The 25,366-nt window shown below is 71.8% G+C and carries 27 protein-coding genes, 2 tRNA genes and 1 other RNA gene; 20 read left to right on the forward strand and 10 right to left on the reverse strand.

Annotated features, from left to right (window positions below):
* The first annotated feature begins 9 nt into the window (after positions 1–9).
* Positions 10–1,410, forward strand: coding sequence for a type VII secretion protein EccB (gene eccB / locus CCO04_RS02485; protein WP_215812503.1), 1,401 nt, complete (start codon positions 10–12; stop codon positions 1,408–1,410).
* Complete coding sequence (locus CCO04_RS02490) at positions 1,398–2,630, forward strand: S8 family serine peptidase (RefSeq protein WP_215812504.1); 1,233 nt, start codon at positions 1,398–1,400, stop codon at positions 2,628–2,630. Before eccB ends, CCO04_RS02490 begins: the two co-directional genes overlap by 13 nt.
* Positions 2,631–2,681: 51 nt before the next feature.
* Here the strand turns inward: CCO04_RS02490 and CCO04_RS02495 are convergent.
* A tRNA-Ser gene (locus tag CCO04_RS02495) sits at positions 2,682–2,767 on the reverse strand.
* A 129-nt stretch (positions 2,768–2,896) separates the two neighbouring features.
* Between CCO04_RS02495 and ffs the strand changes: the two genes are divergently transcribed.
* The 7 genes from ffs to CCO04_RS02530 all read left to right on the forward strand — a co-directional run bounded on the left by ffs (position 2,897) and on the right by CCO04_RS02530 (position 9,373).
* An RNA gene (ffs, locus tag CCO04_RS02500) (signal recognition particle sRNA small type) lies at positions 2,897–2,987 on the forward strand.
* Positions 2,988–3,043: 56 nt separating this feature from the next.
* Positions 3,044–5,233, forward strand: coding sequence for a DNA polymerase III subunit gamma and tau (locus CCO04_RS02505; protein WP_215812505.1), 2,190 nt, complete (start codon positions 3,044–3,046; stop codon positions 5,231–5,233).
* 68 nt (positions 5,234–5,301) lie between these two features.
* Positions 5,302–5,721, forward strand: a complete 420-nt coding sequence (locus tag CCO04_RS02510; protein WP_215812506.1) for a YbaB/EbfC family nucleoid-associated protein — start codon at positions 5,302–5,304, stop codon at positions 5,719–5,721.
* Positions 5,722–5,736: 15 nt separating this feature from the next.
* A complete protein-coding gene (gene recR / locus CCO04_RS02515; RefSeq protein WP_151582346.1) occupies positions 5,737–6,333 on the forward strand; it encodes a recombination mediator RecR in 597 nt (198 codons plus the stop codon).
* Positions 6,330–6,977 carry a DUF5063 domain-containing protein gene (locus CCO04_RS02520; RefSeq protein ID WP_215812507.1) on the forward strand — a complete coding sequence of 216 codons (648 nt, stop codon included), beginning with the start codon at positions 6,330–6,332 and terminating at the stop codon, positions 6,975–6,977. Before recR ends, CCO04_RS02520 begins: the two co-directional genes overlap by 4 nt.
* 56 nt (positions 6,978–7,033) lie before the next feature.
* Positions 7,034–8,323: an aspartate kinase gene (locus CCO04_RS02525; protein ID WP_215812508.1), complete on the forward strand. Its 1,290-nt coding sequence runs from the start codon at positions 7,034–7,036 to the stop codon at positions 8,321–8,323.
* A 3-nt stretch (positions 8,324–8,326) separates the two neighbouring features.
* A complete protein-coding gene (locus tag CCO04_RS02530; RefSeq protein WP_215812509.1) occupies positions 8,327–9,373 on the forward strand; it encodes an aspartate-semialdehyde dehydrogenase in 1,047 nt (348 codons plus the stop codon).
* Positions 9,374–9,403: 30 nt separating this feature from the next.
* On the opposite strand, the gene CCO04_RS02535 is transcribed toward CCO04_RS02530, so the two are convergent.
* Positions 9,404–10,312 (reverse strand): hypothetical protein, encoded by a 909-nt coding sequence (locus CCO04_RS02535; RefSeq protein WP_215812510.1) that lies wholly within the window; start codon positions 10,310–10,312, stop codon positions 9,404–9,406.
* Between the two features lie 101 nt (positions 10,313–10,413).
* Here CCO04_RS02535 and CCO04_RS02540 point away from each other — a divergent pair, with 101 nt between their 5' ends.
* Together CCO04_RS02540 and CCO04_RS02545 are read left to right on the forward strand one after the other, a co-directional pair.
* Positions 10,414–10,800, forward strand: a complete 387-nt coding sequence (locus CCO04_RS02540; protein WP_215812511.1) for a helix-turn-helix transcriptional regulator — start codon at positions 10,414–10,416, stop codon at positions 10,798–10,800.
* Positions 10,797–11,327 (forward strand): SRPBCC family protein, encoded by a 531-nt coding sequence (locus CCO04_RS02545; protein ID WP_215812512.1) that lies wholly within the window; start codon positions 10,797–10,799, stop codon positions 11,325–11,327. Before CCO04_RS02540 ends, CCO04_RS02545 begins: the two co-directional genes overlap by 4 nt.
* 43 nt (positions 11,328–11,370) lie before the next feature.
* On the opposite strand, the gene CCO04_RS02550 is transcribed toward CCO04_RS02545, so the two are convergent.
* Together CCO04_RS02550 and CCO04_RS02555 are read right to left on the reverse strand one after the other, a co-directional pair.
* Positions 11,371–11,444: transfer RNA gene (locus tag CCO04_RS02550), tRNA-Pro, on the reverse strand.
* A gap of 99 nt (positions 11,445–11,543) precedes the next feature.
* Positions 11,544–12,476, reverse strand: coding sequence for a metallophosphoesterase (locus tag CCO04_RS02555; protein WP_215812513.1), 933 nt, complete (start codon positions 12,474–12,476; stop codon positions 11,544–11,546).
* 36 nt (positions 12,477–12,512) lie between these two features.
* Here CCO04_RS02555 and CCO04_RS02560 point away from each other — a divergent pair, with 36 nt between their 5' ends.
* The 5 genes from CCO04_RS02560 to CCO04_RS02580 all read left to right on the forward strand — a co-directional run bounded on the left by CCO04_RS02560 (position 12,513) and on the right by CCO04_RS02580 (position 16,111).
* The gene (locus CCO04_RS02560; protein WP_215812514.1) at positions 12,513–12,971 is read left to right on the forward strand and encodes a GatB/YqeY domain-containing protein; all 459 of its coding nucleotides are present in this window, start codon (positions 12,513–12,515) and stop codon (positions 12,969–12,971) included.
* 27 nt (positions 12,972–12,998) lie between these two features.
* The gene (locus CCO04_RS02565; RefSeq protein ID WP_215812515.1) at positions 12,999–13,943 is read left to right on the forward strand and encodes a 1,4-dihydroxy-2-naphthoyl-CoA synthase; all 945 of its coding nucleotides are present in this window, start codon (positions 12,999–13,001) and stop codon (positions 13,941–13,943) included.
* A gap of 70 nt (positions 13,944–14,013) precedes the next feature.
* The gene (locus CCO04_RS02570; protein WP_215812516.1) at positions 14,014–14,745 is read left to right on the forward strand and encodes a hypothetical protein; all 732 of its coding nucleotides are present in this window, start codon (positions 14,014–14,016) and stop codon (positions 14,743–14,745) included.
* Between the two features lie 46 nt (positions 14,746–14,791).
* Positions 14,792–15,667 (forward strand): hypothetical protein, encoded by an 876-nt coding sequence (locus CCO04_RS02575; protein WP_215812517.1) that lies wholly within the window; start codon positions 14,792–14,794, stop codon positions 15,665–15,667.
* 42 nt (positions 15,668–15,709) lie between these two features.
* A complete protein-coding gene (locus tag CCO04_RS02580; RefSeq protein ID WP_215812518.1) occupies positions 15,710–16,111 on the forward strand; it encodes a hypothetical protein in 402 nt (133 codons plus the stop codon).
* A 7-nt stretch (positions 16,112–16,118) separates the two neighbouring features.
* Here CCO04_RS02580 and CCO04_RS02585 read toward each other — a convergent pair whose 3' ends face one another.
* On the reverse strand, positions 16,119–16,460 hold the full coding sequence (locus tag CCO04_RS02585; RefSeq protein ID WP_215812519.1) for a hypothetical protein: 342 nt from the start codon (positions 16,458–16,460) through the stop codon (positions 16,119–16,121).
* Positions 16,461–17,031: 571 nt separating this feature from the next.
* A complete protein-coding gene (locus CCO04_RS02590; RefSeq protein ID WP_215812520.1) occupies positions 17,032–17,640 on the reverse strand; it encodes a hypothetical protein in 609 nt (202 codons plus the stop codon).
* A gap of 143 nt (positions 17,641–17,783) precedes the next feature.
* Here CCO04_RS02590 and CCO04_RS02595 point away from each other — a divergent pair, with 143 nt between their 5' ends.
* Positions 17,784–18,230, forward strand: a complete 447-nt coding sequence (locus CCO04_RS02595) for a hypothetical protein (protein WP_215812521.1) — start codon at positions 17,784–17,786, stop codon at positions 18,228–18,230.
* A 100-nt stretch (positions 18,231–18,330) separates the two neighbouring features.
* Positions 18,331–18,825: a hypothetical protein gene (locus CCO04_RS02600; RefSeq protein WP_215812522.1), complete on the forward strand. Its 495-nt coding sequence runs from the start codon at positions 18,331–18,333 to the stop codon at positions 18,823–18,825.
* Here the strand turns inward: CCO04_RS02600 and CCO04_RS02605 are convergent.
* On the reverse strand, positions 18,818–19,978 hold the full coding sequence (locus CCO04_RS02605) for a hypothetical protein (protein ID WP_215812523.1): 1,161 nt from the start codon (positions 19,976–19,978) through the stop codon (positions 18,818–18,820). The genes CCO04_RS02600 and CCO04_RS02605 overlap by 8 nt on opposite strands.
* Before the next feature lie 72 nt (positions 19,979–20,050).
* Between CCO04_RS02605 and CCO04_RS02610 the strand changes: the two genes are divergently transcribed.
* Positions 20,051–20,734: a hypothetical protein gene (locus CCO04_RS02610; protein WP_215812524.1), complete on the forward strand. Its 684-nt coding sequence runs from the start codon at positions 20,051–20,053 to the stop codon at positions 20,732–20,734.
* On the opposite strand, the gene CCO04_RS02615 is transcribed toward CCO04_RS02610, so the two are convergent.
* Entirely contained in the window at positions 20,640–21,302 is a 663-nt protein-coding gene (locus tag CCO04_RS02615; RefSeq protein ID WP_215812525.1) for an adenylate kinase, read from the reverse strand. The two genes, CCO04_RS02610 and CCO04_RS02615, sit on opposite strands and share 95 nt — an antisense overlap.
* Positions 21,302–23,269 carry an acetate--CoA ligase gene (gene acs / locus CCO04_RS02620; protein ID WP_215812526.1) on the reverse strand — a complete coding sequence of 656 codons (1,968 nt, stop codon included), beginning with the start codon at positions 23,267–23,269 and terminating at the stop codon, positions 21,302–21,304. The genes CCO04_RS02615 and acs overlap by 1 nt, the downstream gene beginning before the upstream one ends.
* 126 nt (positions 23,270–23,395) lie before the next feature.
* On the opposite strand from acs, the gene CCO04_RS02625 reads away from it, so the two are divergent.
* Complete coding sequence (locus CCO04_RS02625; protein WP_252372721.1) at positions 23,396–24,109, forward strand: LuxR C-terminal-related transcriptional regulator; 714 nt, start codon at positions 23,396–23,398, stop codon at positions 24,107–24,109.
* A gap of 27 nt (positions 24,110–24,136) precedes the next feature.
* Here the strand turns inward: CCO04_RS02625 and CCO04_RS02630 are convergent, their stop codons facing one another.
* On the reverse strand, positions 24,137–25,363 hold the full coding sequence (locus CCO04_RS02630) for a 2-oxo acid dehydrogenase subunit E2 (protein ID WP_215812528.1): 1,227 nt from the start codon (positions 25,361–25,363) through the stop codon (positions 24,137–24,139).
* Between the last annotated feature and the right edge of the window lie 3 nt (positions 25,364–25,366).

Consider the following 25,366-nt stretch of genomic DNA (forward strand, 5'->3'; position numbering starts at 1 on the left):
GGCACCACGATGGCGACCAAGAAGGACCTCGTCGAGGCGTACTCGTTCAGCCGCCGCCGGCTCGTGACCGCCTTCGTCTCCGGCGCACCCGGTGGCCGCGAGGTGGAGCCCGCCCGGCCCGGCCGGATGATCGTCGGCGGCGTCGCCCTGGCGATCCTGCTCGTCGCGGGCGCCGCGATCGCCGGGACGCTCTCGCAGCGCGCCGAGGTCGACTGGAAGAAGCCCGGCCTGGTCAGCGACGAGCGCGGCGCGCTCTACGTCATCCTCGACCAGGACCTCGTGCCCGGCGAGCCGACCATCCGCCCGGTCATCAACGTCACCTCGGCCCAGCTGATCCTCGGCGCCGACATCAAGGCCCGCAAGGTCCCCGACAAGGAGATCGCCTCGCAGCCCAAGGGGCCGCCGATCGGCATCCTCGACGCCCCCGCGACCGTGCCGCTGGCCGACCAGCTGGTCAACTCGCGCTGGACCGCCTGCACCGGCACCGGTCTGGGCGTCCGCGCCGCGGTTCGGGAGCGGCCCGGCGTCACGACCACGCCCGACCAGGGCTTCGTGGTCACCGGGGCGACCAGCAAGAAGACCTACCTCATCGCCGAGGCCGAGGTGCCCGGGCACCCGCGCCGCGCCTACCGCTACCTGCTGCCCGACCTGGACTCCGGGCCGTTGACCACGGCTCTCAACGTCCAGCCCGGCAACGAGATCGAGGTCCCCGACGCCTGGCTCGAGCTGTTCCCGCCCGGCGGTGCGCTCGACGCCGAGGGCCTCGGCGTCACCGGCCTCGGCGAGGACGCCGGCCTGCCGAGCTTCCCCGGCGCGGCCGTCGGCGACGTGTTCACCAAGTCTGGCGCCTCCTACGTGATCACCAAGGCCGGTCCGGCCGAGCTGACCGAGTTCGCCGCCGGCGTGCTGGCCGGCACCCGCCAGCCTGCGGTGGTGACGCCCAAGGACGGCGTCGGCTACCGGGTCGTCCCCGACTCGCCCTATGCCGACGCCTCCTGGCCCACCGACCTGATCTCCGGCTCGCCGGGCGCGACCCAGCAGGTCTGCGCCGAGCTCGTCACGGCCAAGGGGGAGCAGCCCGCCGTGGTGCTCGCCACCGATCCCGAGGGCGCGGTCGCCGCCGATGACGTCGTCCCCGGCGCCCAGGAGGCCGACGTCGAGTCCGGCCGCGGCGCGCTGGTCCGCTCGGCCGACTGGAACACCTCCGCCGACGGCACCCTGCACCTGATCGACGACCGCGGCTACAGCTACCAGGTGGCAGGCCGGGACGAGCTGGGCAAGCTCGGCTACGACAAGGTGCCGGCGGTCGTCGTACCGGATGTGTGGAACAAGCTCTTCGAGGACGGCCCGGAGCTCTCGATCGACGCCGCCCTCTGCCCGCCGTCCCGGACCCGGACGTGCGGCACCTAGCGACCGCGCTCGCGGCCGCGGCCCTGAGCCTCGCCGTGCCGGCACCGGCGCCCGCGGCTGCCGGCGCGGGCCTGGCGGGCGTGGTGGGTGCTGCCGAGCCGACCGGCCCGGACTGCCCGTCGGTCACCGAGGACTACGCCGACCAGCTCACGGTGGGCGGCTCCAACGCCGCCAACGAGCGGCTCCAGGTCCCCCAGGCCCAGGAGGCTGCCCGCGCGCTCAGCGGCAAGAAGGCGGGCGCGGGCGTCACCGTGGTCGTCGTCGACACGCCGTTCAGCTCACCCGACGCCGCGCAGCCGGGCACCTCGAGCGGGCACGGGCTCGCCGCGGCCGGCATCATCGGCGGCCGCGACCAGGCCGCCCCGGTCCGCGTCGACGTCGGCATCGCGCCGGAGGCCACGGTCCTGTCCGAGTCCTTCTACACGGCCCCGGCGTCCCAGCGCTCCGACGGCGAGGTGGTCCCGATGGCGTCCGGCCTGGCCACCAAGCTCGAGCGGATCGCCGACCAGCGGTCCGGGGCCTACCGCGGACGCCTGGTCGTGCTGGTCCCGACCCAGGTCCCCCACTCCGCCGCGCTCGAGAAGCAGGTCGCCCGCCTCGTCGCCTCCGGCGCCCTCGTCGTCGCCGCCTCCGGCGACCGACCCGAGGCCGGTACCTTCCCCGAGCAGCTCGCCGACGACAAGGTCGGCGAGGACGCCGCCGGCATCGTCTGGCCCGCCGCCGCGCCCGGCGTCCTGGCCGTCGGCGTCGCCGACCCCAGCGCGGGCACCGTCCTGCGCAGCTCGCGCATCGACCTCGCCGCCCCCGGCGCCGGCGCCGTCTCCCGCGGCCTCAACGGCGGCTGGTGCACCCTGACCACCCCCTCGACCCACTGGGCCGCCGCCCAGGTCGCCGCCGTCGCCGCCCTCGTCTGGTCGGCCCACCCCGACGAGGACGCCGCCACCCTCACCCGCCGCCTCGAGCAGACCGCCAGCGGCAGCGGCGGCCGCACCAGCGCCGTCACCGGCTACGGCGTCGTCCAGCCCGTCGAGGCCGTCCAGCGCCGCATCGACACCGCCCCCGTCCCCGACGCCGACCCGATGACCCCCGCCCGGCCCCCGCGCGAGCAGGCCGACGTCCTGGCCGGCGCCCGCGAGGACGCGGTCTGGTGGGGGCTCGGCGGCGGCGCGGCGCTCGTCGTACTGATCGTGCTGCGGCCGCTCCTGTCGCGGCGGCGCTGAGCCCCAAAACCGCGAACGGCGCCGACCCGCAGGTCAGCGCCGTTCGATCGGCGGAGGTAGGGGGATTCGAACCCCCGAGGGCTATTAACCCAACCCGCTTTCCAAGCGAGCGCCATAGGCCACTAGGCGATACCTCCGCGGAGGAGGTTACCGGCAGATGGACGGGGAGGTGGAATCGGGACTGGCGCCCGCTCCAGGGACCCGGCCGGCGGCGTCAGCGCGACGCTGATGTGAGCCCTCGCGGGCCCATCCTCTAAAGTGATCGCAACCCCCCGTGCGGCGGTATCTCACCCAACTCCCCCAGGGCCGGAAGGCAGCAAGGGTAAGTGAGCTCTATCGGGTGCACGGGGGGCCTTCGCGTTCTGGGGGGACGGCGCCTGTCCCGTGTCGGACCGGGTGGTTAGTGTTCTGACGTGGACTCCCCGCTCGCGCTCTACCGCCGCTACCGGCCCGAGACCTTCGCCGAGGTGATCGGGCAGGAGCACGTCACCGAGCCGCTGCGCGCCGCCCTCGCCGGCAACCGGGTCAACCACGCCTACCTCTTCTCCGGCCCACGCGGCTGCGGCAAGACCACGAGCGCGCGGATCCTGGCCCGCGCCCTCAACTGCGAACGTGCCCCGATCTCCGACCCGTGCGGCGAGTGCGAGAGCTGTCGCGACCTGGCCCGCAACGGGCCGGGGTCGATCGACGTGATCGAGATCGACGCCGCCTCGCACGGTGGTGTCGACGACGCGCGCGACCTGCGCGAGAAGGCGTTCTTCGCGCCGGTCAAGAGCCGCTACAAGGTCTACATCATCGATGAGGCCCACATGGTCACCACGCAGGGCTTCAACGCCCTGCTCAAGCTGGTCGAGGAGCCGCCGCCGCACCTGCGGTTCATCTTCGCCACGACCGAGCCCGAGAAGGTCATCCCGACCATCCGCTCGCGCACCCACCACTACCCGTTCCGGCTGATCCCGCCGCGGCTCCTGACGTCGTACCTGACCGAGCTGTGCGAGCGCGAGGGCGTGGCCATGGAGCCCGCGGCGCTGCCCCTCGTCGTACGGGCGGGGGCGGGGTCGGCGCGCGACACCCTCTCCGTGCTCGACCAGCTGCTCGGCGGTGCCGGGCCGCAGGGCGTGACCTACGAGCTGGCCAGCGGGCTGCTCGGCTACACGCCCGACACGCTCCTCGACGACGTCGTCTCGGCGTTCTCCGCGGGCGACGGCTCGGCGGTGTTCGGCGTGGTCGACAAGGTGATCGAGACCGGTCAGGACCCGCGCCGCTTCACCGAGGACCTGCTGCGCCGGCTGCGCGACCTCGTCATCATCTCCGCGGTGCCCGACGCCGCGGCGTCGGGTCTCCTCGACGTCGCCAGCGACCAGGCCGACCGCCTGGTCGCCCAGGCCACGGCCTTCGGGCGCGGCGAGCTCACCCGGGCCGCCGACCTGGTCGCCGCCGGGCTGACCGACATGCGCGGGGCCACCGCGCCGCGGCTGCTGCTCGAGCTGATCTGCGCCCGGATCCTGCTCCCCGCCGCCGACCACACCACCGAAGGCGTCCTCGCCCGCCTCGACCGGCTCGAGCGCCGCGCCTCGATCAGCGGTACGACGTCCGCGGAGGCGGCGCCCGCGCCGGCCCCGGCCGCCGTACCGGCGCAGGACCGGCCGGCGCCCTCGCGCGCCGAGCGGGCCGCGCCCGAGCTCGCCGAGGAGCGGCCCCCGGCCCCGGCCCCGGCGCCCGTTCCCGTGCCCGCTGCCGCGGCACCCCCGCCGGAGCCCGAGCCCGAGCCCGAGCCGGTGCGGGAGCCCGAGCCGGCTCCCGCGCCCCCGCCCGTGCCGGCGCCGGAGCCGGCTGCCACCGGGAGCGGCCTCACCCTCGTCGACGTCCGCCGGCTCTGGCCGTCGGTGATCGACCGGGTCAAGAGCGTCAAGCGGGTCACCTGGATCCACCTCACCCAGAACTCCCAGGTCGTCGGGTTCAACGGATCCGTGCTCAGCCTCGGCTTCCAGAACGACGGACCGCGCCGCTCCTTCGAGACCGGCGGGCACGCCGAGATCGTCCAGCAGGCGGTGATCGACGAGATCGGCGCCAACGTCCGGATCGAGGCGATCATCGACCCCGGCGCGAACCCGTCCGCGGGCCCGCCGCCCCCGGCGCCCGCCCCCGCTCCCACCCCGGCCCCGGCTCCCGCCACCGGGACGGACGCCGGTGCGTCCGCCGGCGGCTGGCCCGAGGTCGCCGCCACCGGTCCGGCGACGCCCGCGTCGCCGGAGCCCACCCCGTCCGCCGCCCCCGCCCAGCCGCCGGCTTCGGCCTCGTCCGCCGTGCCTGCCGCAGCTGCCCCCGACAACGACCCGCCGCCGTGGGCCACCGAGCCGCCGCCGCCGCCCGACGACGGCTACCCGCCCGACCCCGGCCCAGGTCCCGAGCCCACGCCGCGCCGCCCTCGGATGGCCGACTTCCAGGCCCAAGCCCAGGCCCAGGCCGATGCCCCGCCCGAGGACCCCGACGCCCACGTCAACCTCGACACCGACGCCGAGGTCGACGAGGAGTCCAGTGCGGAGCTCCTCGCCCGTGAGCTCGGCGCCCAGGTGATCGAGGAGATCCCCCGCGGCCGCTGACCCGCCGCCCCTTCACGCCCGCACGTCCGCAAGCCGCTCCACAGAACCCCAGAGAAGAGACGAATCCCATGAGCCAGAACCCGTTCGACGCCCTCGCCGGTGGTCTCGGTGGGGCCGGCGGCCCCGGCGGCTTCGACCTCGGCGCGCTGCTCCAGCAGGCCCAGCAGATGCAGGACCAGCTCCAGGAGGCCCAGCAGCGCCTCGCCGACGCGACCGTCGACGGCACCGTCGCCGGGGGCGCGGTCACCGTCACCATCACCGGTTCGGGTGAGCTGACCGCGGTCAGCATCAGCCCCGACGCCCTCGACGGCACCGACGCCGAGGCGCTCGCCGACCTCGGCGACCTGGTCGTCGCGGCCTTCCGCGACGCCCGGACCAAGGTCGACGCGCTCGCCGAGCAGATGCTCGGCCCCCTGGCCGGCGGCATGCCGGACCTCGGTGGTCTGCCGGGCCAGGGTGGCCCGGGCCCCGGTCAGCTCGGCTTCTAGAACGGCGACCGCACCATGTACGAAGGCGTCGTCCAGGACCTCATCGACGAGCTCGGGCGGCTGCCCGGGGTCGGTCCGAAGAGCGCCCAGCGGATCGCGTTCCACCTCCTCCAGGCCGACCCCGCCGACGTACGCCGCCTCGCCGACGTCCTGATCGAGGTCAAGGACAAGGTGAAGTTCTGCTCGATCTGCTTCAACGTCGCCGAGGACGACCAGTGCCGGATCTGCCGCGACCCGCGGCGCGACCCGTCGGTGCTGTGCGTGGTCGAGGAGTACAAGGACGTCGTGGCGATCGAGCGGACCCGTGAGTTCCGCGGCCGCTACCACGTCCTGGGCGGGGCGATCTCGCCGATCGACGGCATCGGTCCCGAGCAGCTCCACATCCGCGAGCTGCTCACCCGGCTCGGCGACGGCGCGGTGACCGAGGTGATCCTGGCCACCGATCCCAACCTCGAGGGCGAGGCCACCGCGACCTACCTCACCCGGATGCTCGGACCGCTGGGGTTGCGTGTGACACGTTTGGCAAGTGGACTTCCGGTGGGAGGTGACCTGGAGTACGCCGACGAGGTCACCCTGGGCCGAGCATTCGTAGGAAGGCAGGCAGCGACATGAGCGACACCACGAGGAAGAGCAACGACCAGCTCCCGGGGCTGGCCGCGCTCGAGGCACTGATCGCGGTCGAGACCGAGACGGTCCGGCTCGCCGACGACATCGCGGCGTCCGTGCGGTCCTTCCTCGACGGCCTGCGGGTCGTCGCGGCCGAGGCGACCGGCGGCCAGGCGGTCTCGCTGCTACTGCTCCAGATCGGCCAGATCTCGCTCACCGGCGCCCGGCTGGGCGTGCACCGCGACTTCGCGCCGCGCGACGAGTACCAGCCCGACGACGGTCCCGACCCCGACCTCGACGGCCTGCGCCTCCAGCTGGCGAGCCTGCTGGGCGACCTCGACACCTACAGCTACGTCTTCGACCCCTACGACCCCGAGGTCGTCGAGGGCCTGCTCTCCGACGACCTGACCTCCATCGCCGCCGACCTCGCCGTCGGCGTACGCCACCACGACGCCGGTGACGTCGAAGAGGCCCTGTGGTGGTGGCAGTTCTCCTACGTCTCCTCGTGGGGCGCGCTGGCCGGATCGGCGATGAAGGCCCTGCTCTCGGTGGTCGCCCACGACCGTCTCGACGTCGACCTGGACACCACCCAGGAGCTCGAGCTGGTCCAGGTGGCGGCCGCGGCGCTGGACAGCGGCGAAAAGGCGTAGCGGCCTCTCGTAGAATCGGGCTCGTTCCTTCCCCAATCGCCAGGAGTGAGTCCGGAGTGGGCATTGTCGTGCAGAAGTACGGCGGCTCGTCGGTCGCCGATGCCGCCGGCATCAAGCGCGTCGCGCAGCGCATCGTCAACACCAAGAAGGCCGGCCACCAGGTCGTGGTCGTCGTCTCGGCGATGGGGGACACGACAGACGAGCTGATCGACCTCGCCAACGAGGTCTCGCCGCTGCCGCCCGCGCGCGAGCTCGACATGCTGCTCACCGCGGGTGAGCGGATGTCGATGGCCGTGCTGGCCATGGCGATCCACGACCTCGGCCACGAGGCGCGCTCGTTCACCGGCTCCCAGGCCGGCGTGATCACCGACGCTGAGCACGGCAAGGCCAAGATCATCGACGTCACGCCGGGCCGGATCCAGACCGCGATCGACGAGGGCGCGATCGCCATCGTCGCCGGCTTCCAGGGCGTCTCCCAGACGACCAAGGACATCACCACGCTGGGCCGCGGCGGCTCCGACACGACCGCCGTCGCGCTCGCCGTCGCGCTGCGTGCCGACGTGTGCGAGATCTACTCCGACGTCGACGGCATCTTCACCGCCGACCCGCGGATCGAGCCGCACGCCCGCAAGGTCCCGCGGATCTCCTACGAGGAGACCCTCGAGATGGCCGCGCAGGGCGCCAAGATCCTGCACCTGCGGTGCGTCGAGTACGCCCGCCGCTACGACATGCCCATCCACGTCCGCTCGTCCTTCTCCGAGAAGGAGGGCACCTGGGTCGTCAAGGCCGAGGACGTTGCCGTGCCCACCGAGGGAGAAGGATCCATGGAAGCCGCGATCATCACCGGTGTCGCCCACGACCGCAGCCAGGCCAAGATCACCGTGGTCGGCGTACCGGACAAGCCGGGCGAGGCCGCGGCCATCTTCCGCGCCGTCGCCGACGCGCAGATCAACATCGACATGATCGTGCAGAACGTCTCGGCCGCCGCGACGAGCCTCACCGACATCTCCTTCACGCTGCCCAGTGGCGAGGGCCAGACGGCGATGACCGCGCTCGACCGGCTCAAGGCCGAGGTGGGCTTCGATGGCCTCCAGTACGACGACAGCATCGGCAAGGTGTCCATCGTCGGAGCCGGCATGAGCTCCTCGCCGGGCATCTCCGCGCGCTTCTTCGAGGCGCTCTCGGAGGCCGGCGTCAACATCGAGATGATCTCGACCTCGGAGATCCGGGTGTCGGTGGTCGTCGCCGAGTCGCAGGTGCAGGACGCGGTCAACGCCGCGCACGCCGCCTTCGACCTGGGTTCGGACGAGATCGAGGCCGTCGTGTACGGCGGAACGGGGCGCTGACCCATGGGCGTCAACATCGGAGTCGTCGGCGCGACCGGCCAGGTCGGCGTCGCCATGCGCCAGATCCTGCTCGAGCGGAACTTCCCGGTCGACCAGATCCGCTTCTTCTCCTCGGCCCGCTCGGCCGGCAAGGTGCTCGCCTTCGGCGACCGTGAGGTCACCGTCGAGGACGCCGACACCGCCGACCCGACCGGTCTCGACATCGCGCTCTTCTCGGCCGGCGCCACCGCCTCGCGCGCGCTGGTGCCCCGGTTCGTCGACGCCGGCGTCATCGTCGTCGACAACTCCTCGGCCTTCCGCAAGGACCCGTCGATCCCGCTCGTCGTCTCCGAGGTCAACCCGGAGGCGGCGGCCGAGGTGATCGCGGCCGGGCGCGGCATCATCGCCAACCCCAACTGCACCACCATGGCCGCCATGCCGGTGCTCAAGCCGCTGCACGAGGAGGCCGGACTGGTCCGGCTCATCGCGTCGACGTACCAGGCCGTGTCGGGCTCGGGCATCGCCGGCGTCGAGGAGCTCGCCACCGGCGTCACCGCGGCCGGCGACAAGGCCCGCGAGCTGGCCTATGACGGCGAGGCCGTCGCGTTCCCCGAGCCGGGCGTCTACAAGAAGACGATCGCCTACAACGTGCTGCCGTTCGCCGGCAACCTCGTCGACGACGGCCTCAACGAGACCGACGAGGAGCAGAAGCTCCGCAACGAGTCCCGCAAGATCCTCGGCATCCCGGACCTGCGCGTCTCGGGCCTGTGCGTCCGCGTGCCCGTCTTCACCGGGCACTCGCTGGCGATCAACGCCGAGTTCTCCCGGGCGCTGACCCCGGAGCGGGCCCGCGAGCTGCTCGCCGGCGCGCCCGGCGTCGAGCTCGCCGACATCCCGAACCCGCTCGCCGCGGCGGGCAAGGACCCGTCGTACGTGGGGCGGATCCGGCAGGACCCGGGCGTCGACGACGACCGCGGCCTCGCGCTGTTCGTCTCGAACGACAACCTGCGCAAGGGCGCCGCGCTCAACACCGTGCAGATCGCGGAGCTCATCGCCGCTACCCGCGGCTGAGCCTCCGCGCTACCGAGATCCCGAGGGCGCTCAGGCGCCCTCGGGATCGACGAACGTCTTGGTGACCCATACGGACGCCAGGTGCGCCGCGATGCTCAGCAGCGGCACCAGGATGAGCGTCGACCAGTGGTCGAGGAAGTCGATCAGGAACAGCAGCGCCACCACCGCGACCAGACCGACGGCCAGGAAGCTGCTGCTGCCCGGATCCGGGATCGAGAACGCCTTGAGCAGCTGCGCCCCCAGCAGCACGCACAGCGCGAACGTCGCGACCAGCAGCAGGAAGCCCGGTCCGCCGCCGCAGGACGCCGTACCGCGGATCGCCTCGCAGCCGCGCAGCGAGAGCCAGGTGAGGACGACCATCGCCGCGCCCACGACCAGTCCGGTCAGGGCCGCGGCACGGTAGAGGCTCAGCAGCGGGCCGGACCCGGACGTCGCCAGCGCGGCGATCTCGGCGTCCTCGAGCGCGGCCTGGTCGACCGGCTCGGGCTCGACCTGGGTGGGGGTCGGGGCGGTCGCGGTCGGGGCCGGCTTCGGGGCCGGCTTCGGGGTCGGCTTGGGGGCGGCCTTGGGCTTGGCCGCGGGCGCGGCCGCGGGGGCAGGGGTCGGTGCCACGGCGACCGGCTCCGGCTCGGGCTCCGGCTCGGGCTCCGGCTCGGGCTCAGCGACGATCTCGTCGAGGACCGCGGTCTGCTCGACCTCCGCCTCGACCTCGACCTCCGGCTCAACCTCGGCCTCGACCTCGGGCTCGGCCTCGGGCTCGGCCTCGACCTCAGGCTCCGGGGCCGGACGAGCAGCGGGACGCTCGGGCGCCTCCGCGACCGGCGGGGCGGGCGCGTCGGCCTCAGGGGCGTCGGCGCCGGCGTCGGCCGGCTTCTTCTTCCGCCCGAACAGCTTGGGCGGCTCCAAGCTGAGCTTCAGCTTGTCCTGCTCGTCAGACATGGCATGCAGTGTGTCACGAACGTACCGCCCACGACCGGGAGGCCGATGGGCGAAATCGGGCACCCCTGCCAAATGCGTAGCCAATCGGTTACGCTTCCGGGATGCAGGGAGCTCGAGCGGTCGCGGACCCCGTCCGGCGGGAGATCCTCGAGCTGCTCCACGCCTCCCCGCTGCCGGCCGGACGGATCGCGGAGCACTTCGCGATCAGCCGTCCCGCGGTGAGCAAGCACCTGCGGGTCCTGGTCGAGTGCGGGGTGGTCGAGGCGACCGTCACCGGGCGACAGCGGATCTACGCCCTGCGCCGGGAGCCGCTGGCCGAGCTCGCGCGCTACCTCGACCGCCTGCTCGGCCCCGCGTTCGCGCTGCCGGAGCGCTTCGACGCGCTGGCGACCGAGGTCGCCCGGACCAGCCGCGAACGACGTACGGCTGCTGCTGCCGAACCCGCCGCCCCCGAAACCACCCCCGACGTCAAGGAGAACTCCGCATGACCACGCCGACGCCTACGCCCACTCCCGCGCCCACCGGCCGCCTCGTGCCGAACGGGGACGCCCACGACCTCGTCCTCACCCGGACCCTCCCCGGCGCCCCCGCGGACGCCTGGGCCGCCGTCACCGAGCCCGAGCGCACCGCCCGCTGGTTCGGCCGCTGGGAGGGCGTCGGCGCGGTGGGCGAGACCGTACGGCTCCAGCTCGGGTTCGAGGAGGGCTCGCCGTGGACCGACGTCACGATCACCGAGTGCGACGAGCCGCGCCGGCTCCGGGTCCTGACCGCCGACGAGATGGGCTCCTGGGACCTCTCCGTCGACCTGACCGCGGCCGAGGGCCGGGAGGACCGCACGGAGCTGCGCTTCGTCATGTGCCGCGTGGCTCCGGACGCGGTGGGGGAGGTCGGCCCGGGCTGGGAGTACTACCTCGACCAGCTCGTCGCGTCGATGACCGGTGCGGCGCTGCCGGACTTCGACGACTACTTCCCGGCGCAGCGGGACTACTACGCGGCGCAGGGCGACAGGGTCTAAAACGACCAGTGGACCCACGCGATCGTGGGTCCACCGGCGGCGGTCGGGCTGACAGGATTTGAACCTGCGGCCTCCTCGTCCCGAACGAGGCGCGCTACCAAGCTGCGCCACAGCCCGCCATGAGTCCGTCCCGTTGCCGGGCCTGCTCACAAGCCTGGGAGCATAGCGGAGCCAGCGGCCCGACCTGCAATCGGGGACCCACGTGGCGCGTGGCGCTCAGCCCCGGGGCAGCAGCGTCAGCAGGGTCGCCTCGGGTCGGCAGGCGACGCGGATGCGCAGGTACGGGTTGCTCCCGATGCCGGCCGAGACGTGCAGCCACGACGAGCCGGGGTCGCCGGGACGGGAGTCGGCGGGGTGGCGGTGCAGGCCGCGCGCGCGGGCGGCGTCCAGGTCGCAGTTGGTGGCGAGCGTACGAGCGCCGCCGGGCCACGGCAGGCACACCTGGCCGCCGTGGGTGTGCCCGGCGATGATCGCGTCGTAGCCGTCGGCGGCGAACTGGTCCAGCACCCGCAGGTACGGCGCATGGGCGATCCCGAGCCGCACGTCGGCGTCCGGGTCGGCCGGTCCTGCGACGGCCGCCAGGTCGTCGTACTCCAGGTGGGGGTCGTCGACCCCGGCGAACGCGAGGACCGTCTCGCCGACGGTGAGCGTGGTGCGGCGGTTGGTCAGGTCGAGCCAGCCGGCGCCGGTCAGCCCGGCGGTCAGGTCCTTCCAGGGCAGCTGGGGGACGTGCGTGTGCCGCTTGCCGTTGTCCGGCAGGAGGTAGGCGAACGGGTTGCGCAGCCGCGGCTCGAAGTAGTCGTTGGACCCGTGCACGAACACCCCGGGCCGGTCGAGCAGGCCGCCGAGGCTGTCGAGGACGGGACCGACCGCCCCCTGGTGCGCCAGGTTGTCACCGGAGTCGATGACCAGGTCGGGCTCGAGCGCGGCCAGCGAGCGGATCCACTCCTGCTTGCGGCGCTGCCCCGGCGTCATGTGGATGTCGCTGAGGTGCAGTACCCGCAGCGGGCGCATCCCGGCGGGGAGCGTGCGGATGTCGTAGCGGCGCAGGGTGTACTGACGCGCCTCCCACAGGGCGTACGACGTCACCGCGGTGCCGAGCATCCCGCCGGCGCCGGCGGCGCGCAGCAGGCCTCGCGCGAATCCCATTCGGCAAGCCTCACACACGGCAGGCAGAATCAAGGCATGAGCATCCTCAAGGACCGCCTCCGCGCCGACCTCACCACCGCGATCAAGGCGCGCGACGACGTCCGCTCGTCCACGCTGCGGATGATCCTGACCGCGGTCACCAACGCCGAGGTGGCCGGCAAGGTCGCCAAGGAGCTGACCGACGACGAGGTGCTCACCGTCCTCGCCAGCGAGGGCAAGAAGCGCCGCGAGGCCGCGGTCGCCTTCGAGGAGGGCGACCGCCCCGAGATGGCCGCCAAGGAGCGCGCCGAGGCCGCCGTGATCCAGGACTACCTGCCCGAGCAGATGGGCCCCGAGGAGATCGCCGCCATCGTGACCGCCGCCGTCGAGAAGCTCGGCGCCGCGGGCGCAGGCCCCAAGGCGATGGGCCAGGTCATGGGCATCGTCCAGCCCCAGGTCAAGGGCCGCGCCGACGGTGCCGCCGTCGCCGCGGAGGTACGCCGCCAGCTCGGCTGAGCCGCCCACGGACTAGCGTGAGCGCCCATGAGTGCGATCGAGGGCGTGAGCGAGACGTTCGACGCGAGCCAGTGGGACGTCGTCCCCGGGTTCGAGGACCTGACCGACCTGACGTACCACCGCGCCAAGGCGCACGGCACCGTCCGGATCGCCTTCGACCGCCCCGACGTCCTCAACGCCTTCCGGCCGCACACCGTCGACGAGCTGCTCCGCACCCTGGAGCACGCGCGCCAGTCCGCCGACGTCGGCTGCGTCCTGCTCACCGGCAACGGCCCGAGCGCCAAGAACGGCAAGTGGGCCTTCTGCACCGGCGGCGACCAGCGCATCCGCGGCCGCGCCGGCTACCAGTACGAGGACGTGTCGGCCGGGGCCGCTGACACCGGCGCCGAGGAGCCGAGCGCCATCGACAAGGCCCGCCTCGCCCGCCTGCACATCCTCGAGTGCCAGCGGCTGATCCGGTTCATGCCGAAGGTCGTCATCTGCGTCGTCCCCGGCTGGGCGGCCGGCGGCGGGCACAGCCTGTTCGTCACCTGCGACCTCGCCCTCGCCTCCACCGAGCACGCCCGGTTCAAGCAGACCGACGCCGATGTGGGCTCGTTCGACGGCGGCTACGGGTCGGCGTACCTGGCGCGGCAGGTGGGCCAGAAGTTCGCCCGCGAGATCTTCTTCCTCGGCCAGGAGTACTCCGCCGACGACGCCGTCCGGATGGGCGCCGCCAACCGCGCCGTCCCGCACGCCGAGCTCGAGGCGACCGCGCTGGAGTGGGGCCGGCTGATCAACGGCAAGAGCCCGACGGCGCAGCGGATGCTGAAGTACTCGTTCAACCTGTTGGACGACGGGCTGGTGGGGCAGCAGCTGTTCGCGGGGGAGACGACGCGGCTGGCGTATATGACGGATGAGGCGCAGGAGGGGCGTGACCAGTTCCTGGAGAAGCGGGAGCCGGACTGGTCGCCGTACCCCTGGTACTACTGATCTGGCGTGGCTCTGCAGGTCAGAGGCGGAAGCGCGAGCCGTGCGACGACGTAGGTGACACCATCTGGGCATGGGAGTCGAGTGGCCGGACCGTCGCGAGGACGTGCTCAACGCGCTCGACATCTTGGCCGGTCCGAACCCGTCGGCGGAGTGGCCCACACTGACCGAAGCGGTTCATTGGCTCGTGGACGACACCTTCTGGGACGTACGCGACCCCAAGGAGGACATCGGGGCGCTTCTCGTCGACGAACACGAGGCGGCGGCAGTCCGGTCGGTCGTCCGTGCAGTGGTGGCGGTTTCGGAGCGACAGGAGCCAACGTCATCTGACCAGGCGTGGCTCGACGACTCCAGTTGGCCGATAGTCAGGAAGCTGGCGGCGCGGACCGTGACGGCCATGCGAGGGTTTGGCGGCGATGCGGTTGGTCGGCGTCTTCGCGCCGTGGAGCGGTTCGCTTGGACCGATCCCGGTGGCTCCAGCAACCCCCGCGTCGGCCCGGCTCATCTTCGCTTCGATGGTGGGGTCGGGTTGTTCCTCAGTGGTGCGACCGACGGGTGTCTGGACGTCGACCTGACCCGAGCGGGTGATGAGTCCTGGCTCGTGTCGTACGACTACATCGACCCGGACGGGCGCTGGACGCTCCGGGAGGCGAGCAGTGAGGAGCCCTTCTCGGGTCTTGTGGGTCGGCGTCTCGAATGGTGCGCGGCAATCCGGAGTGAAGCTGGTGAACTCGTCGGCTTGGCACTCACCTTCGATGGCCGATCCATCGAACTTTGTGTGCACGAAGGCGAGCTCCGCACGTGACCGACGGGCGGCTGCGCGCGCAGGACGCTGCTGGAGAGAAGGCGCCGTGACGTCGTGGATCGATTCGCTTGACCTTCCGGAGCGCTGGATCGACCTCCGGCGGCGGCGCGACCGAGTCGCGCGCCGCACCTTGGTGGCCCGACACAGGAGGGAGTTGCGCCGAGAGATCGCACCTGGCCACGTTCTCCACGGTCGCGCATGGGAGATCATCGGGCTGGGCGTTCCCGCGCGGGACGACGCTCTCCTTCGCCTGAGCGACGGTGCTGTGGCGCTGGTGCATCTGACCTGGGGCGGCGCGCAGGAGCCGCCGTCGTGGCCGATGACGGTGCTCGTGACATCGGTGGATGAACTCCGCGCCGAGTTGGAGGATCGCGGCTACGAGTGGGACGAGGTTCGCGCCGCGCCGACTGGCCGGCCGGATCCATACGCGTGCGTTGTCGACGGCGAGCTGATGTGGTCATTGCTTCGGTCGCTCGATGATCCCGACCATCTCGAGGTCCCGTCCGATTTCGACCACAGCGCTACCCGGAAACTCTTTGATGAGCTCGTGGGTCGCCTTGACGCAGCCTTCGCCTGCCGAACCAACGCAGATCGACACGTCGAGGATGCAAGCCTTCACGCCCGCGTCAGCATCCCTTCGGCCGCGACTGAAACTGGCGAACCGCTGGTCGTCTCTGTCAGCAACTTCGGGAGCTTGGCGACCGTCGCGGTGACGAACCCAGGCGCGTACTCGCAGGACGAGTTCAAGGAGCGCCTGGCGGCCAGGGATGCGGCTCGGATCTACGCCACTCTCGATTCTCTTGGGTACCAGGTCGTTCCCGAAGCACCGCTCTGGAACGACTACGACGGACCGAGCGCGCTCGCTGCTCTTGATGCTCGACACGGCGCAACGTGGTGGACACGCTTCTTTGACTACCTCTGAGGGAACCCACGCACTTGGCGTGCGCTGGTGCAGGATGGCGGCGTGAGCTGGGACATCTCGATCATGGACCTGCCGACCGACGCCTCCTCGGTTGCCGACATCCCCGATGACTTCCAGCCTCAGCCTCTTGGCGACCGATCTGAGTTGATCGCCGCGGTTCGCGACGTGGCACCCAGCGCCGACTTCTCCGACCCATCCTGGGGCGAACTGGCGACTCCCGACTTCGTCATCGAGTTCAACATGGGAAGCGAAGAGGTCGTGGACTCGATGATGTTGCACGTCCGCGGCGGAGGCCTCGTCGTGGACTTCATCGACGCGCTCCTCACACGTCTCGGTCGCCGCGCTATCGACTGCTCTGCGGGTGAGTTCTTCACATCGGAGGCGTCAGGCACGAGCTTTCGCGCCTGGCAGGCGTACCGCGACAGCGTGGTCGAGCGGCCGTGACGTCACCTCATCCGGCGGGGCAACCCGCCAGACCGCACGCCTGATCGCGGTCAGCGTCGCCGTGCTCGAACTCGAAGTGGAAGCAGATGTAGTGCATCCGTTCAAACACCGCGGTGAAGTCCGGGCTGGCAGACGGGGTTCCGCAAGCGCGACACACCTGGATGGGAGCGAGCAGCGATTCAAGGGCCTCATCCACCACGCGATCGACGTCGTCCGCCGTGCACTCGACCTCGTGAACATCGCCACCAGCCGTCCGGCGGACGACATGGCGCGGTCCATCCACGTGAACGACCACGGAGGCGGTGAACGGGAACTCGTCTCCGGGAACAGTGAAAAGGAGGTCATGCATAGACGTACGGCACTGAACGTGCTGTCCCCAGCGGTGACGTGCTGCCACAAGTGTCGTCGCGTTGGTCAGGGCAGGAGGAACACGGAGGCACTGTCGAAGGAAGTCGAGGCTCTTGACCCACGAGAGATAGGCGCTCGGCTGCACCCGCCGATCATCGGCCGAACCGGTAGCCGGCGCAATCTGGCAATGCCACTCATCGGATCGAGTCGGGCCCCGACGGCTCGGCCTCGTAGGTGTGCTCGGCGCTGTCGAGGCGCTGGACGATTGCGGTGTAGGCGTCCCGTCACTGTCGGGTGGGTCGTAGTTGAAACGTGCCTCGACGAGTCCGTCGACGAGCTCGAGGTACGACGCGTGGCCGGGGAAGATCGCAGACGCCTGGGAACCGCCGAGGTGGGGGCGGAACACCTTTCAGGGCCTGGCCGATCCAGTAGGTCGAGAGCCCCCGCGGCGCGCCGCGCGGCGCTCGTGCGCCGATGCAGTCATTCAACACGCGGATGAAGAGCGACCTGTCGTCGGACTGAGCAACCTCGAGGCAACCCGTGGGGTAGCCGTGAACCGAAGCGCATTGTCGTCACCAGATCCAGTGCGCGCTCGGAATGCCGAGTTCGTGGTGCGCGGGACGGTAGAGGCGGACGGACTCCGGTCCTTTGGCGGACGGGCCGCCGATCGGGAAGGCCAGTCTGTTCTCGCCCGAGTCGATGGCGACGTACTCGCCCTCAACGACTGACAGCTCCTCAACGACCTTGCCGACTAAGCGTGGAATCGAGGAGGGCCCGACCCCTGCGCATCCGATGATCCCGAACGGCTGGGTGTATCCGGTGAGGATGACGTCGTCCATGTGCACCTCGATGAAGTCGTGCACGAAGTTGATACCGGTGATTCTCAGCCCCTGCACGGCCTCGTTGGGGTCCGTTGTGGACAGCGGCGCCGGATCGTTTCGGCCCAGTGCCTCAGCCGCGACCAACGAGGGAATCGCGGACCAATCAATCGCTGTGCCAGACTCCGCCGCGCGCTCGATGACCCCGGCCACGGCCTGGAAGACGACCTCGGCTGTGACTCCATCCCATTCATCCGGGTGGTCGTGCGCGTGGTCACGTAGGTCCCAGAACGCACCTGCCATTGCCGGGTCCTGGACCGGAGCGCTGCGATGCGCGGAGTCGCTGCGACGCATCCACTTCATGGAAGCAACGATCTCATCGTTCCCGGATGTCCCGCGCCCGACTTGTTCCTCGATCGCGACGCCGATCCAGGCGACCCAGCGAGCGATAGTCTCTAGGGGTGGCCCTTGGACGCGGAAGGACCGAGCACGACGGTGCTCGCGACATGTCGCGCAAGCACGGCTTCTGGGGACACGCGGATGAGGCCAAGAAGTGGGCCTCGCGGGCCCGTCGTCGGGATGAGCAACGTGATGTCGACGAGCAGCTCCGCGCCCGAGGCGACGAGTGTGGTGATGTCCGCATCACGCGGATGCTCGTGCAGGGAGACGCTGACACACCCTTCTCCGTGATGGTCGAGCCGGAGGCCATGTCCTACGATCTCCCACCGCACGAACGAGTCCTTCTGACATTCCGTGGCCCCATGACGACCCCGCAGTTCGAGGTCGTGCACGGGCATGACTGCCTCACGATCTGGCGATCGCCAGACACCGAGGTCTGGGCGACGCTCGCCGACGGCACGCACGAGCAGATCGGCGGATGGGCTCTCCTCCCTGCGCCCTGGCTCGACAGTGCACACCCCGACGTCGGACCGCCGCCCTGGGAGCGGTCTTGACGAAGGCTCCGTGCGTGGCAAGAACGTGGCAGGAGAGTCGTCGGACCCCGTCGACCACCAACGCCAACCATCGCGTGGCCGGGATCGTTGTTGAGCCCCGATGACCTCCCGCGACGTCACGCCCGAGCAGGCCTCGCGCGGCCGCGTGATCCCGGACCGCGACCTGGCGATGGTCGCCGCCCAGTGGTTGGTGGACGGCTATGACTCACCGCTGCTGCGCGAGATGGCGTCGCTGACCCCCCGGCAGGCACTCGAAGGGGAGGTACGCCTCGCGGAGGTCCTGGCCGAGCTCGGGCATCCGGTCCGGAACCTGGGCTCCCCCTACGAGCAGGATCCGTGGCGCGGACATTGGGAGAGCATCTGGTGGGCGGTCGACCGGATGGACGGCACCCATCGGCCCTATGCGTCGGCGCAGTACGTCCTCGAGATCATCGGCGATCACGAGGACCTCTGGGAGCCTGGCGGGGGCGAGGCACTGGTGGCGCTGCTCCGTGACTGGGACGAGGAACCGGAGCGGCGGCCCGCCGTGGACGAACAGATCCGGGCGCATCTCCGTGGGCTGCGCGAGGACGACGTTCCGCCCCTGATCAGCTAGCAGTTCCCGGGGCGGGCGGCTCGAGCATGTCGAGGCGGGGGACGGCGCGGCCGGCCAAGAAGTCACGCGCTGCCTGGCGCGTCACGACATCGAGGTGCTGCAGGTCGCGGCCGGCGTACTCCCAGACGTCGTAGATGTCATCGAGGTACGCGAAGGGCTGCAGGTCGTCCGCGCCGTCGTGACCGATTGCCCGGTGGGCCCACGACGAGAGCTCCCGCAGCGCCAGATCGCCTGCCAGGTAGAGCTCGAGACGAGCCTCGAGGCCGGCGCGGACGGCCGGTGTGCTGAGGAGGTCATCGATCCCGAGCTGTTCGACGGCCGCGGAGACGAAGGGTTCGACCTGGTAGATCGAGTCGCCTGGAGACAGGCCGGCGACCTCCCGGAGCGCGGGAGTGTCGTACCCGAGCACCAGTAGGTCTCCGGCTGCCCCGCTGAGGAGCCCCACCATGTCCTCGCGAGGGGTGCTGCGCCAGAGCCCGAGCGGCACGCGGAAGCACGTACGCGCCACGGCCTGCCTGCGTTCCTGGTCATCGGGGGACGGGGTGAAGGTCCACGGACAGCCGATCACCGGAGCGCCGCGGAGCGCGACGTAGATCTGCTCGAGGAGGTAGAGCACCTGGTGCGCGCGCGGGTGCTCCGTCGTGGCCCGGCGCGCCCAGACGAGACTCCGTTGGAGCGCGACCACGTCGAGTGACGTGACGCCCTGCCCGGCGGCGAGGACGCGTGCTGCGCCGACGGCGACCTCGGCCTCTGGCTGGCCGGCGAAGTCCGCCGGCGAGTGGTGCTGGAGCCACCACGTCAGGGCATGGGCCGCGGCCTGGCGCTCGTCTCCGTGCCACCGCGCCGGTGAGGTCGGCGTGGCTGTGTCGGGACGCGGCACGCGTGAGCCCTGCTGCTTGAGCCGGCGCCGGAGGGTCGCGTAGCGCCGGTCGAGCTCGAGGTGCCGGGTGCGTTCCCGTTCGAGCAGGTCGATCGCGGGGACCAGGAAGTCGATGCTCTCCCGCGGTACGCCGAGGGCGACCTCCAGGTAGTGCCACGACGGGTGGAACCCGATCGGTTGCGTCCACTCCAGGCACTGTTCGAGCGCCCGGAGGCGCTGGGCGTGGGGCAGGGTCTCGTCGCGCACCCGTCTCGCCTCGCGCCCGAATCCCATGGCGGCAATCTACGGCGGGCCCGGGCGAATCTCGGTCGCAGTCGTCGATGTGCCTGGGTGAGGATGGACGGCGTGGCGTGGAACGAGGCGACGCGAGAGGGGCTCGAGGTCGCGCTCAACGAGTCCGACGTGGTCGGGGTCCGGCTGGACCCTACCGGTGCGTACGTCGACGTCCTGCTTCACGTGACCGCGCTGCCCGAGTCCGGTCCGCTGGCGACGGACGGTCGCCGGATCATGCGGCTGACGGAGCCGGCGGAGGTGAGGTTTCTGCTGCGGCGGGACGGAGTCGGGGAGGAGGCCGGGTATCAGCCCGCGATCCCGTTGGCTGACGAGACGGCGGTCGAGGAGTTCTTCGACTCGCTCGCCTGGGGCGGCTCGATCTACGGCTGGCGCTTCTTCGACCTGCCGGAGCTGACCAGCGACTGGCCGGAGACTCCGAGTCTCCGCATCGCCGTGCGAGCCGATCGAGGTACGCACACGTTCTACTGGTTCAACGAGTGCGGCGTCGAGCGGGACGAAGGGACTGCGTTCTGCATCGAGGGGACGGTCACTTTCGAGGACCTTGTCGTGCTCGATGCCGAGGCGCGCGAGATTCCGGTCGAGAGGTTCATCGCTGACGGATTCCGTCAGTGGGACGCCCTCGGCGCCCAGGACGAGCGGCTCAGCGTGGAGGCTCAGCGGGAGTCGCAGGACGGCTCTCCGAAGTGGAGGAAGTGGGCCGAGGTGACGGATCCTCGCCGCGTGCGGCGGCCTTGACCAGGTTCCCGAGCACGACCTCCCCGACCCGCCGCCGCACCTCCTCCACCGACCCGGTCCCGTCCACCCGCCGCAGCAGACCCCGCTCTCCGTAAGCAGCCAACAGCGGCGCCGTCTGCGCGGCGTACACCCCCAACCGGTGCCGTACGACGTCCGCCGTGTCGTCGCTGCGCCCGCTGACCGCCGCCCGGGCGACGAGCCGGTCCACCAGCTCCGCCTCTGGTACGACGAGCTCCACGGCGCCGTCGATCGCCAGGCCGCGCTCGGCGAGGAGCGCGTCGAGGCTGGCGACCTGCGAGGACGTGCGCGGGTAGCCGTCGAGCACGAAGGCCTCGCGGGCGTCCGGTGCGGCGAGGCGGTCGCGGACCATGTCGTCGGTGACGGAGTCGGGGACGTACTCGCCGGCGGAGATGTACTTCTCCGCGAGCCGGCCGAGCTCGGTGCCTTGGGCGATGTTGCTGCGGAACAGGTCGCCGGTGGAGATGTGGGGGCCGTCGACGAGGGCGGCCAGGGCGATGGCCTGGGTGCCCTTGCCGGCGCCGGGGGCGCCCATGATCAGCAGGCGCATCAGTCGTCGGCTCCCGGGGTGGGGGTGGTCATGCCGGCGGCGATGAGGTCCATGACGGAGCTGTCGGCGAGGGTGGTGGCGTCGCCGACGGTGCGGTTCTCGGCGACGTCGCGCAGGAGGCGGCGCATGATCTTGCCGGAGCGGGTCTTGGGCAGCTCGGGGACGACCATGACCTGGCGCGGCTTGGCGATGGGGCCGATCTCGCGGGCGACGTGGTTGCGGAGGGCGGCGGTGACCTCGTCGTCGGGGGCGTCGACCGACTCGCGCAGGATGACGAAGGCGACGACGGCCTGGCCGGTGGTCTCGTCGGTGGCCCCGACGACGGCGGCCTCCGCGACGGAGGGGTGGGAGACGAGGGCCGACTCGATCTCGGTGGTGGAGAGGCGGTGGCCGGAGACGTTCATGACGTCGTCGACGCGGCCGAGCAGCCAGATGGCGCCGTCCTCGTCGCGGCGGGCGCCGTCGCCGGCGAAGTACATGCCCTCCCAGCGCGACCAGTAGGTGGCGCGGTAGCGCTCGTCGTCGCCCCAGATCGTGCGGAGCATCGAGGGCCAGGGGTCGCGGATGACGAGGTAGCCGCTCTCGCCGGGGGCGACCGAGCGGCCGGCGTCGTCGACGACGTCGGCGGTGATGCCGGGCACGGGGGTCATGGCGGAGCCGGGCTTGGCGGTGGTGACGCCGGGGAGGGGGCTGATCATGTGGCCGCCGGTCTCGGTCTGCCACCAGGTGTCGACGATCGGCGCCGCGCCGCCGCCGATGTGCTGGTGGTACCAGCGGTGCGCCTCGGGGTTGATCGACTCGCCGACCGAGCCGAGCACGCGCAGGCGGGAGAGGTCGTACTTCTCGGGGATCTCCTCGCCCCACTTCATGAACGTCCGGATCGCCGTCGGCGCCGTGTAGAAGAGCGTGACGCCCTTGTCCTGGATGATCTCCCACCAGCGGCCGCGGTGCGGTGTGTCCGGGGTGCCCTCGTAGAGGACCTGGGTCGCGCCGTTGGCGAGCGGGCCGTAGACGAGGTACGAGTGCCCGGTCACCCAGCCGATGTCGGCGGTGCACCAGTAGACGTCGCCGGGCTTGTGGTCGAACACCCCCCAGAAGGTGTACGCCGTCTGCACGAGGTAGCCGCCGGTCGTGTGCAGGATGCCCTTGGGGGTGCCCGTCGTGCCGGACGTGTACATGACGTAGAGCGGGTGCTCGGCGTCGAACGCCTCGGGCACGTGCTCGGGCGAGGCGGCGGCGACCGTCTCGTGCCACCACAGGTCGGTGGCGTCGTCGAACGGCACGTCCTGCCCGGTACGACGGACGACGAGCACGTGGTCGACCGGGCTGTCCGCACCCAGCGTCGCGAGCGCCACGTCGACGGCGGGCTTGAGCGGGGAGGCGGTGCCGCGGCGGTAGCCGCCGTCGGCGGTGATGACGACCTTCGCCTCGCAGTCCGCGATCCGGCTGGCCAGCGCGTCGGCGCTGAAGCCGCCGAAGACCACGGTGTGCGGGGCGCCGATCCGGGCGCACGCCAGTATCGCGACGACCGCCTCGGGAATCATCGGGAGGTAGAGCGCGACCCGGTCCCCGGCCCGCACGCCGAGGTCGGTGAGGACGTTCGCCGCCCGGGAGACCTCGTCCTTGAGGTCGGCGTACGTGAGGTCGCGCTCGTCGCCGGGCTCCCCGACGAAGTGCAGGGCGACGCGGTCGCCCGCGCCCGCCTCGACGTGCCGGTCGACGCAGTTGTACGCCGCGTTGAGCCGCCCGCCCACGAACCACTTCGCGAACGGCGGGTTCGACCAGTCGAGCACCTCGGTGAAGGGCTCGGCCCAGTCGATCCGGGCCGCCTGCTCGGCCCAGAAGCCGAGCCGGTCGGCCGCCGCGCGCTCGTAGGCGTCCTGCTGGAGGTTGGCGTGCCGGGCGAGCTCGGCAGGCGGGACGAGGGCGGGCAGCGGCTGCGTGGCTGCGTCGGTCGGGGCGGTCATCTGCTCTTGCCTCCAGGGGGTGGGCCCGCGAGAATCGCGGCTACCGTCGTGGTCTGTGCCACATGTTCAGGTGGCTCCAGCGCTCGTCGGCACGTTCGAAGGTAGGTAGTGGTGTCCGTGGATCTCATGCGTCCGAGCGACGTCGCGCTGCTGCGGCAGGCGAGTCGCGAGGTTCGTGGCGCGATCCGGGGTGCCGTGTCCTTCGCGGGTCTCTGCGACCAGGGACAGGTGCGCGTCACCGCCGTCGCCGGGGCCGCCACCCGCAGGCTGACCTCGATCGTGCTCCGGCCCTCCCGCGGTCTCGGCGGGCGCAGCTGGGACACCGGGCAGGCCCTCGCCGTGGACGACTACGGTGCCTCCGACGACATCACCCACGACTTCGACGCCCAGATCCTCGGCGAGGGCATCGTGACCCTCGCGGTCGCGCCGATCGTCGTCCGCAGCCGGATGCGGGGCCTGCTGTACGCCGGCACCCGCTCACCCGCGCGCGGGCCCGAGATGGCCCGCTTCCTGGAGCACCAGGCGGGCCAGGTGGCGCACGAGCTCGACGTACGCGACCAGGTCGACCTGCGGCTGCGGATGCTCCTGGCGGCCGACGCGATCCGCGCCGTACCGGCGAGCGCGGCGCCGGGCGAGGACGCCGACGCGGTCCTCACGCCGCGCCAGGTCGAGGTGCTCGAGCTCGTGGCGCTCGGCCTGCGCAACGCCGAGATCGCCGAGCACCTGGGGCTGTCCGTGCCGACGGTCAAGAGCTACCTGCGGGCGGCGATGGCCCGGCTGCACGCGGGCACGCGACAGGCGGCCGTCGTCGAGGCGCGGCGGCTCGGGCTGCTCGCCTAGCCGCCGCCCTCGCCCCAGCCGCCAGGCTCAGAGCACCAGACGCCGTACGTCGGCCACCAGGTGCGCGAGGTGCGCGGTGAACCGTGCCGCGAGCGCCCCGTCGACGACCCGGTGGTCGTAGGACAGGCACAGCGGGAGCATCAGGCGCGGCACGAACGTCTCGCCGTCCCAGACCGGAGCGGTCTTGGAGCGGACCACGCCGAGGATGGCGACCTCGGGGGCGTTGACGATCGGGGTGAAGTGGGTGCCGCCGATGCCGCCGAGGCTGCTGATGGTGAAGGTGGCGCCCTGCAGGTCGGCGCCGCTCAGCTTGCCGTCCCGGGCCCGGGCGGACAGGTCGGCGAGGTCGCGGCTGAGCTCGAGGATGCCCTTGCGGTCGACGTCGCGCACGACGGGCACCACGAGGCCGTCGGGGGTGTCGACGGCGACGCCGATGTTGACGTAGTCCTTGAGGACGAGGTTCTCGCCGGAGAGCGAGCTGTTGACCTCGGGGTGCTCGCGGAGCGCGGCCGCGGCGGCCTTGAGCAGGAAGCTCAGCAGCGTCACGCGGTAGCCGTCGGCGCGGGCGGCCTCGTCGAGCTCGCGGCGGTAGGCGTCGAGGTCGGTGATGTCGGCCTCGTCCGCGTGGGTCACGTGGGGGACGTTGAGCCAGGAGCGGTGCAGGTGGGGGCCGGAGATCCTCTTGATCCGGGACAGCGGCACGGTCCGGACGGGGCCGAACTTGGCGAAGTCGACCTCGGGGACGGCGGGGATCCCGGTGCCGGCCGCGGAGCCGGTACCGGCGGCGGGGGCGAGGGTCTGGGCGTGGTGGGCGAGCAGGTCCTGCTTGGTGACCCGGCCCTGGGGGCCGCTGCCGCGGACGGCGGTGAGGTCGACCTCGAGCTCGCGGGCGAGGCGGCGGACGAGCGGGGTGGCGCGGAGGCCACCGGTCGGCTCGGCCGCCTCGGGTACGACGGCCTCGGCCGCCGGCGCCGCGACGGGCTCAGGGGCGGCAGCGGGGGCGGGCTCGGGGGCGGCCACCGCGGCCGCCACCTCGGCGATCGCGATCACGCTGCCCTGGCTGACGTTGTCGCCGACCGCCACCGACAGCGACACGATGGTCCCGTCGAACGGCGCGGGTACCTCCATCGTGGCCTTGTCGGTCTCCAGCGTGATGAGCGGGTCCTCCGCCCGGACGACGCTGCCGGGCTCGACGAGCACCTCGATGACGGGGACGTCGGTGAAGTCCCCGATGTCCGGAACCTTGATCTCCATCGT

The organism is Pimelobacter sp. 30-1 (assembly GCF_018831735.1).
Classification (GTDB): Bacteria; Actinomycetota; Actinomycetes; order Propionibacteriales; family Nocardioidaceae; genus Nocardioides.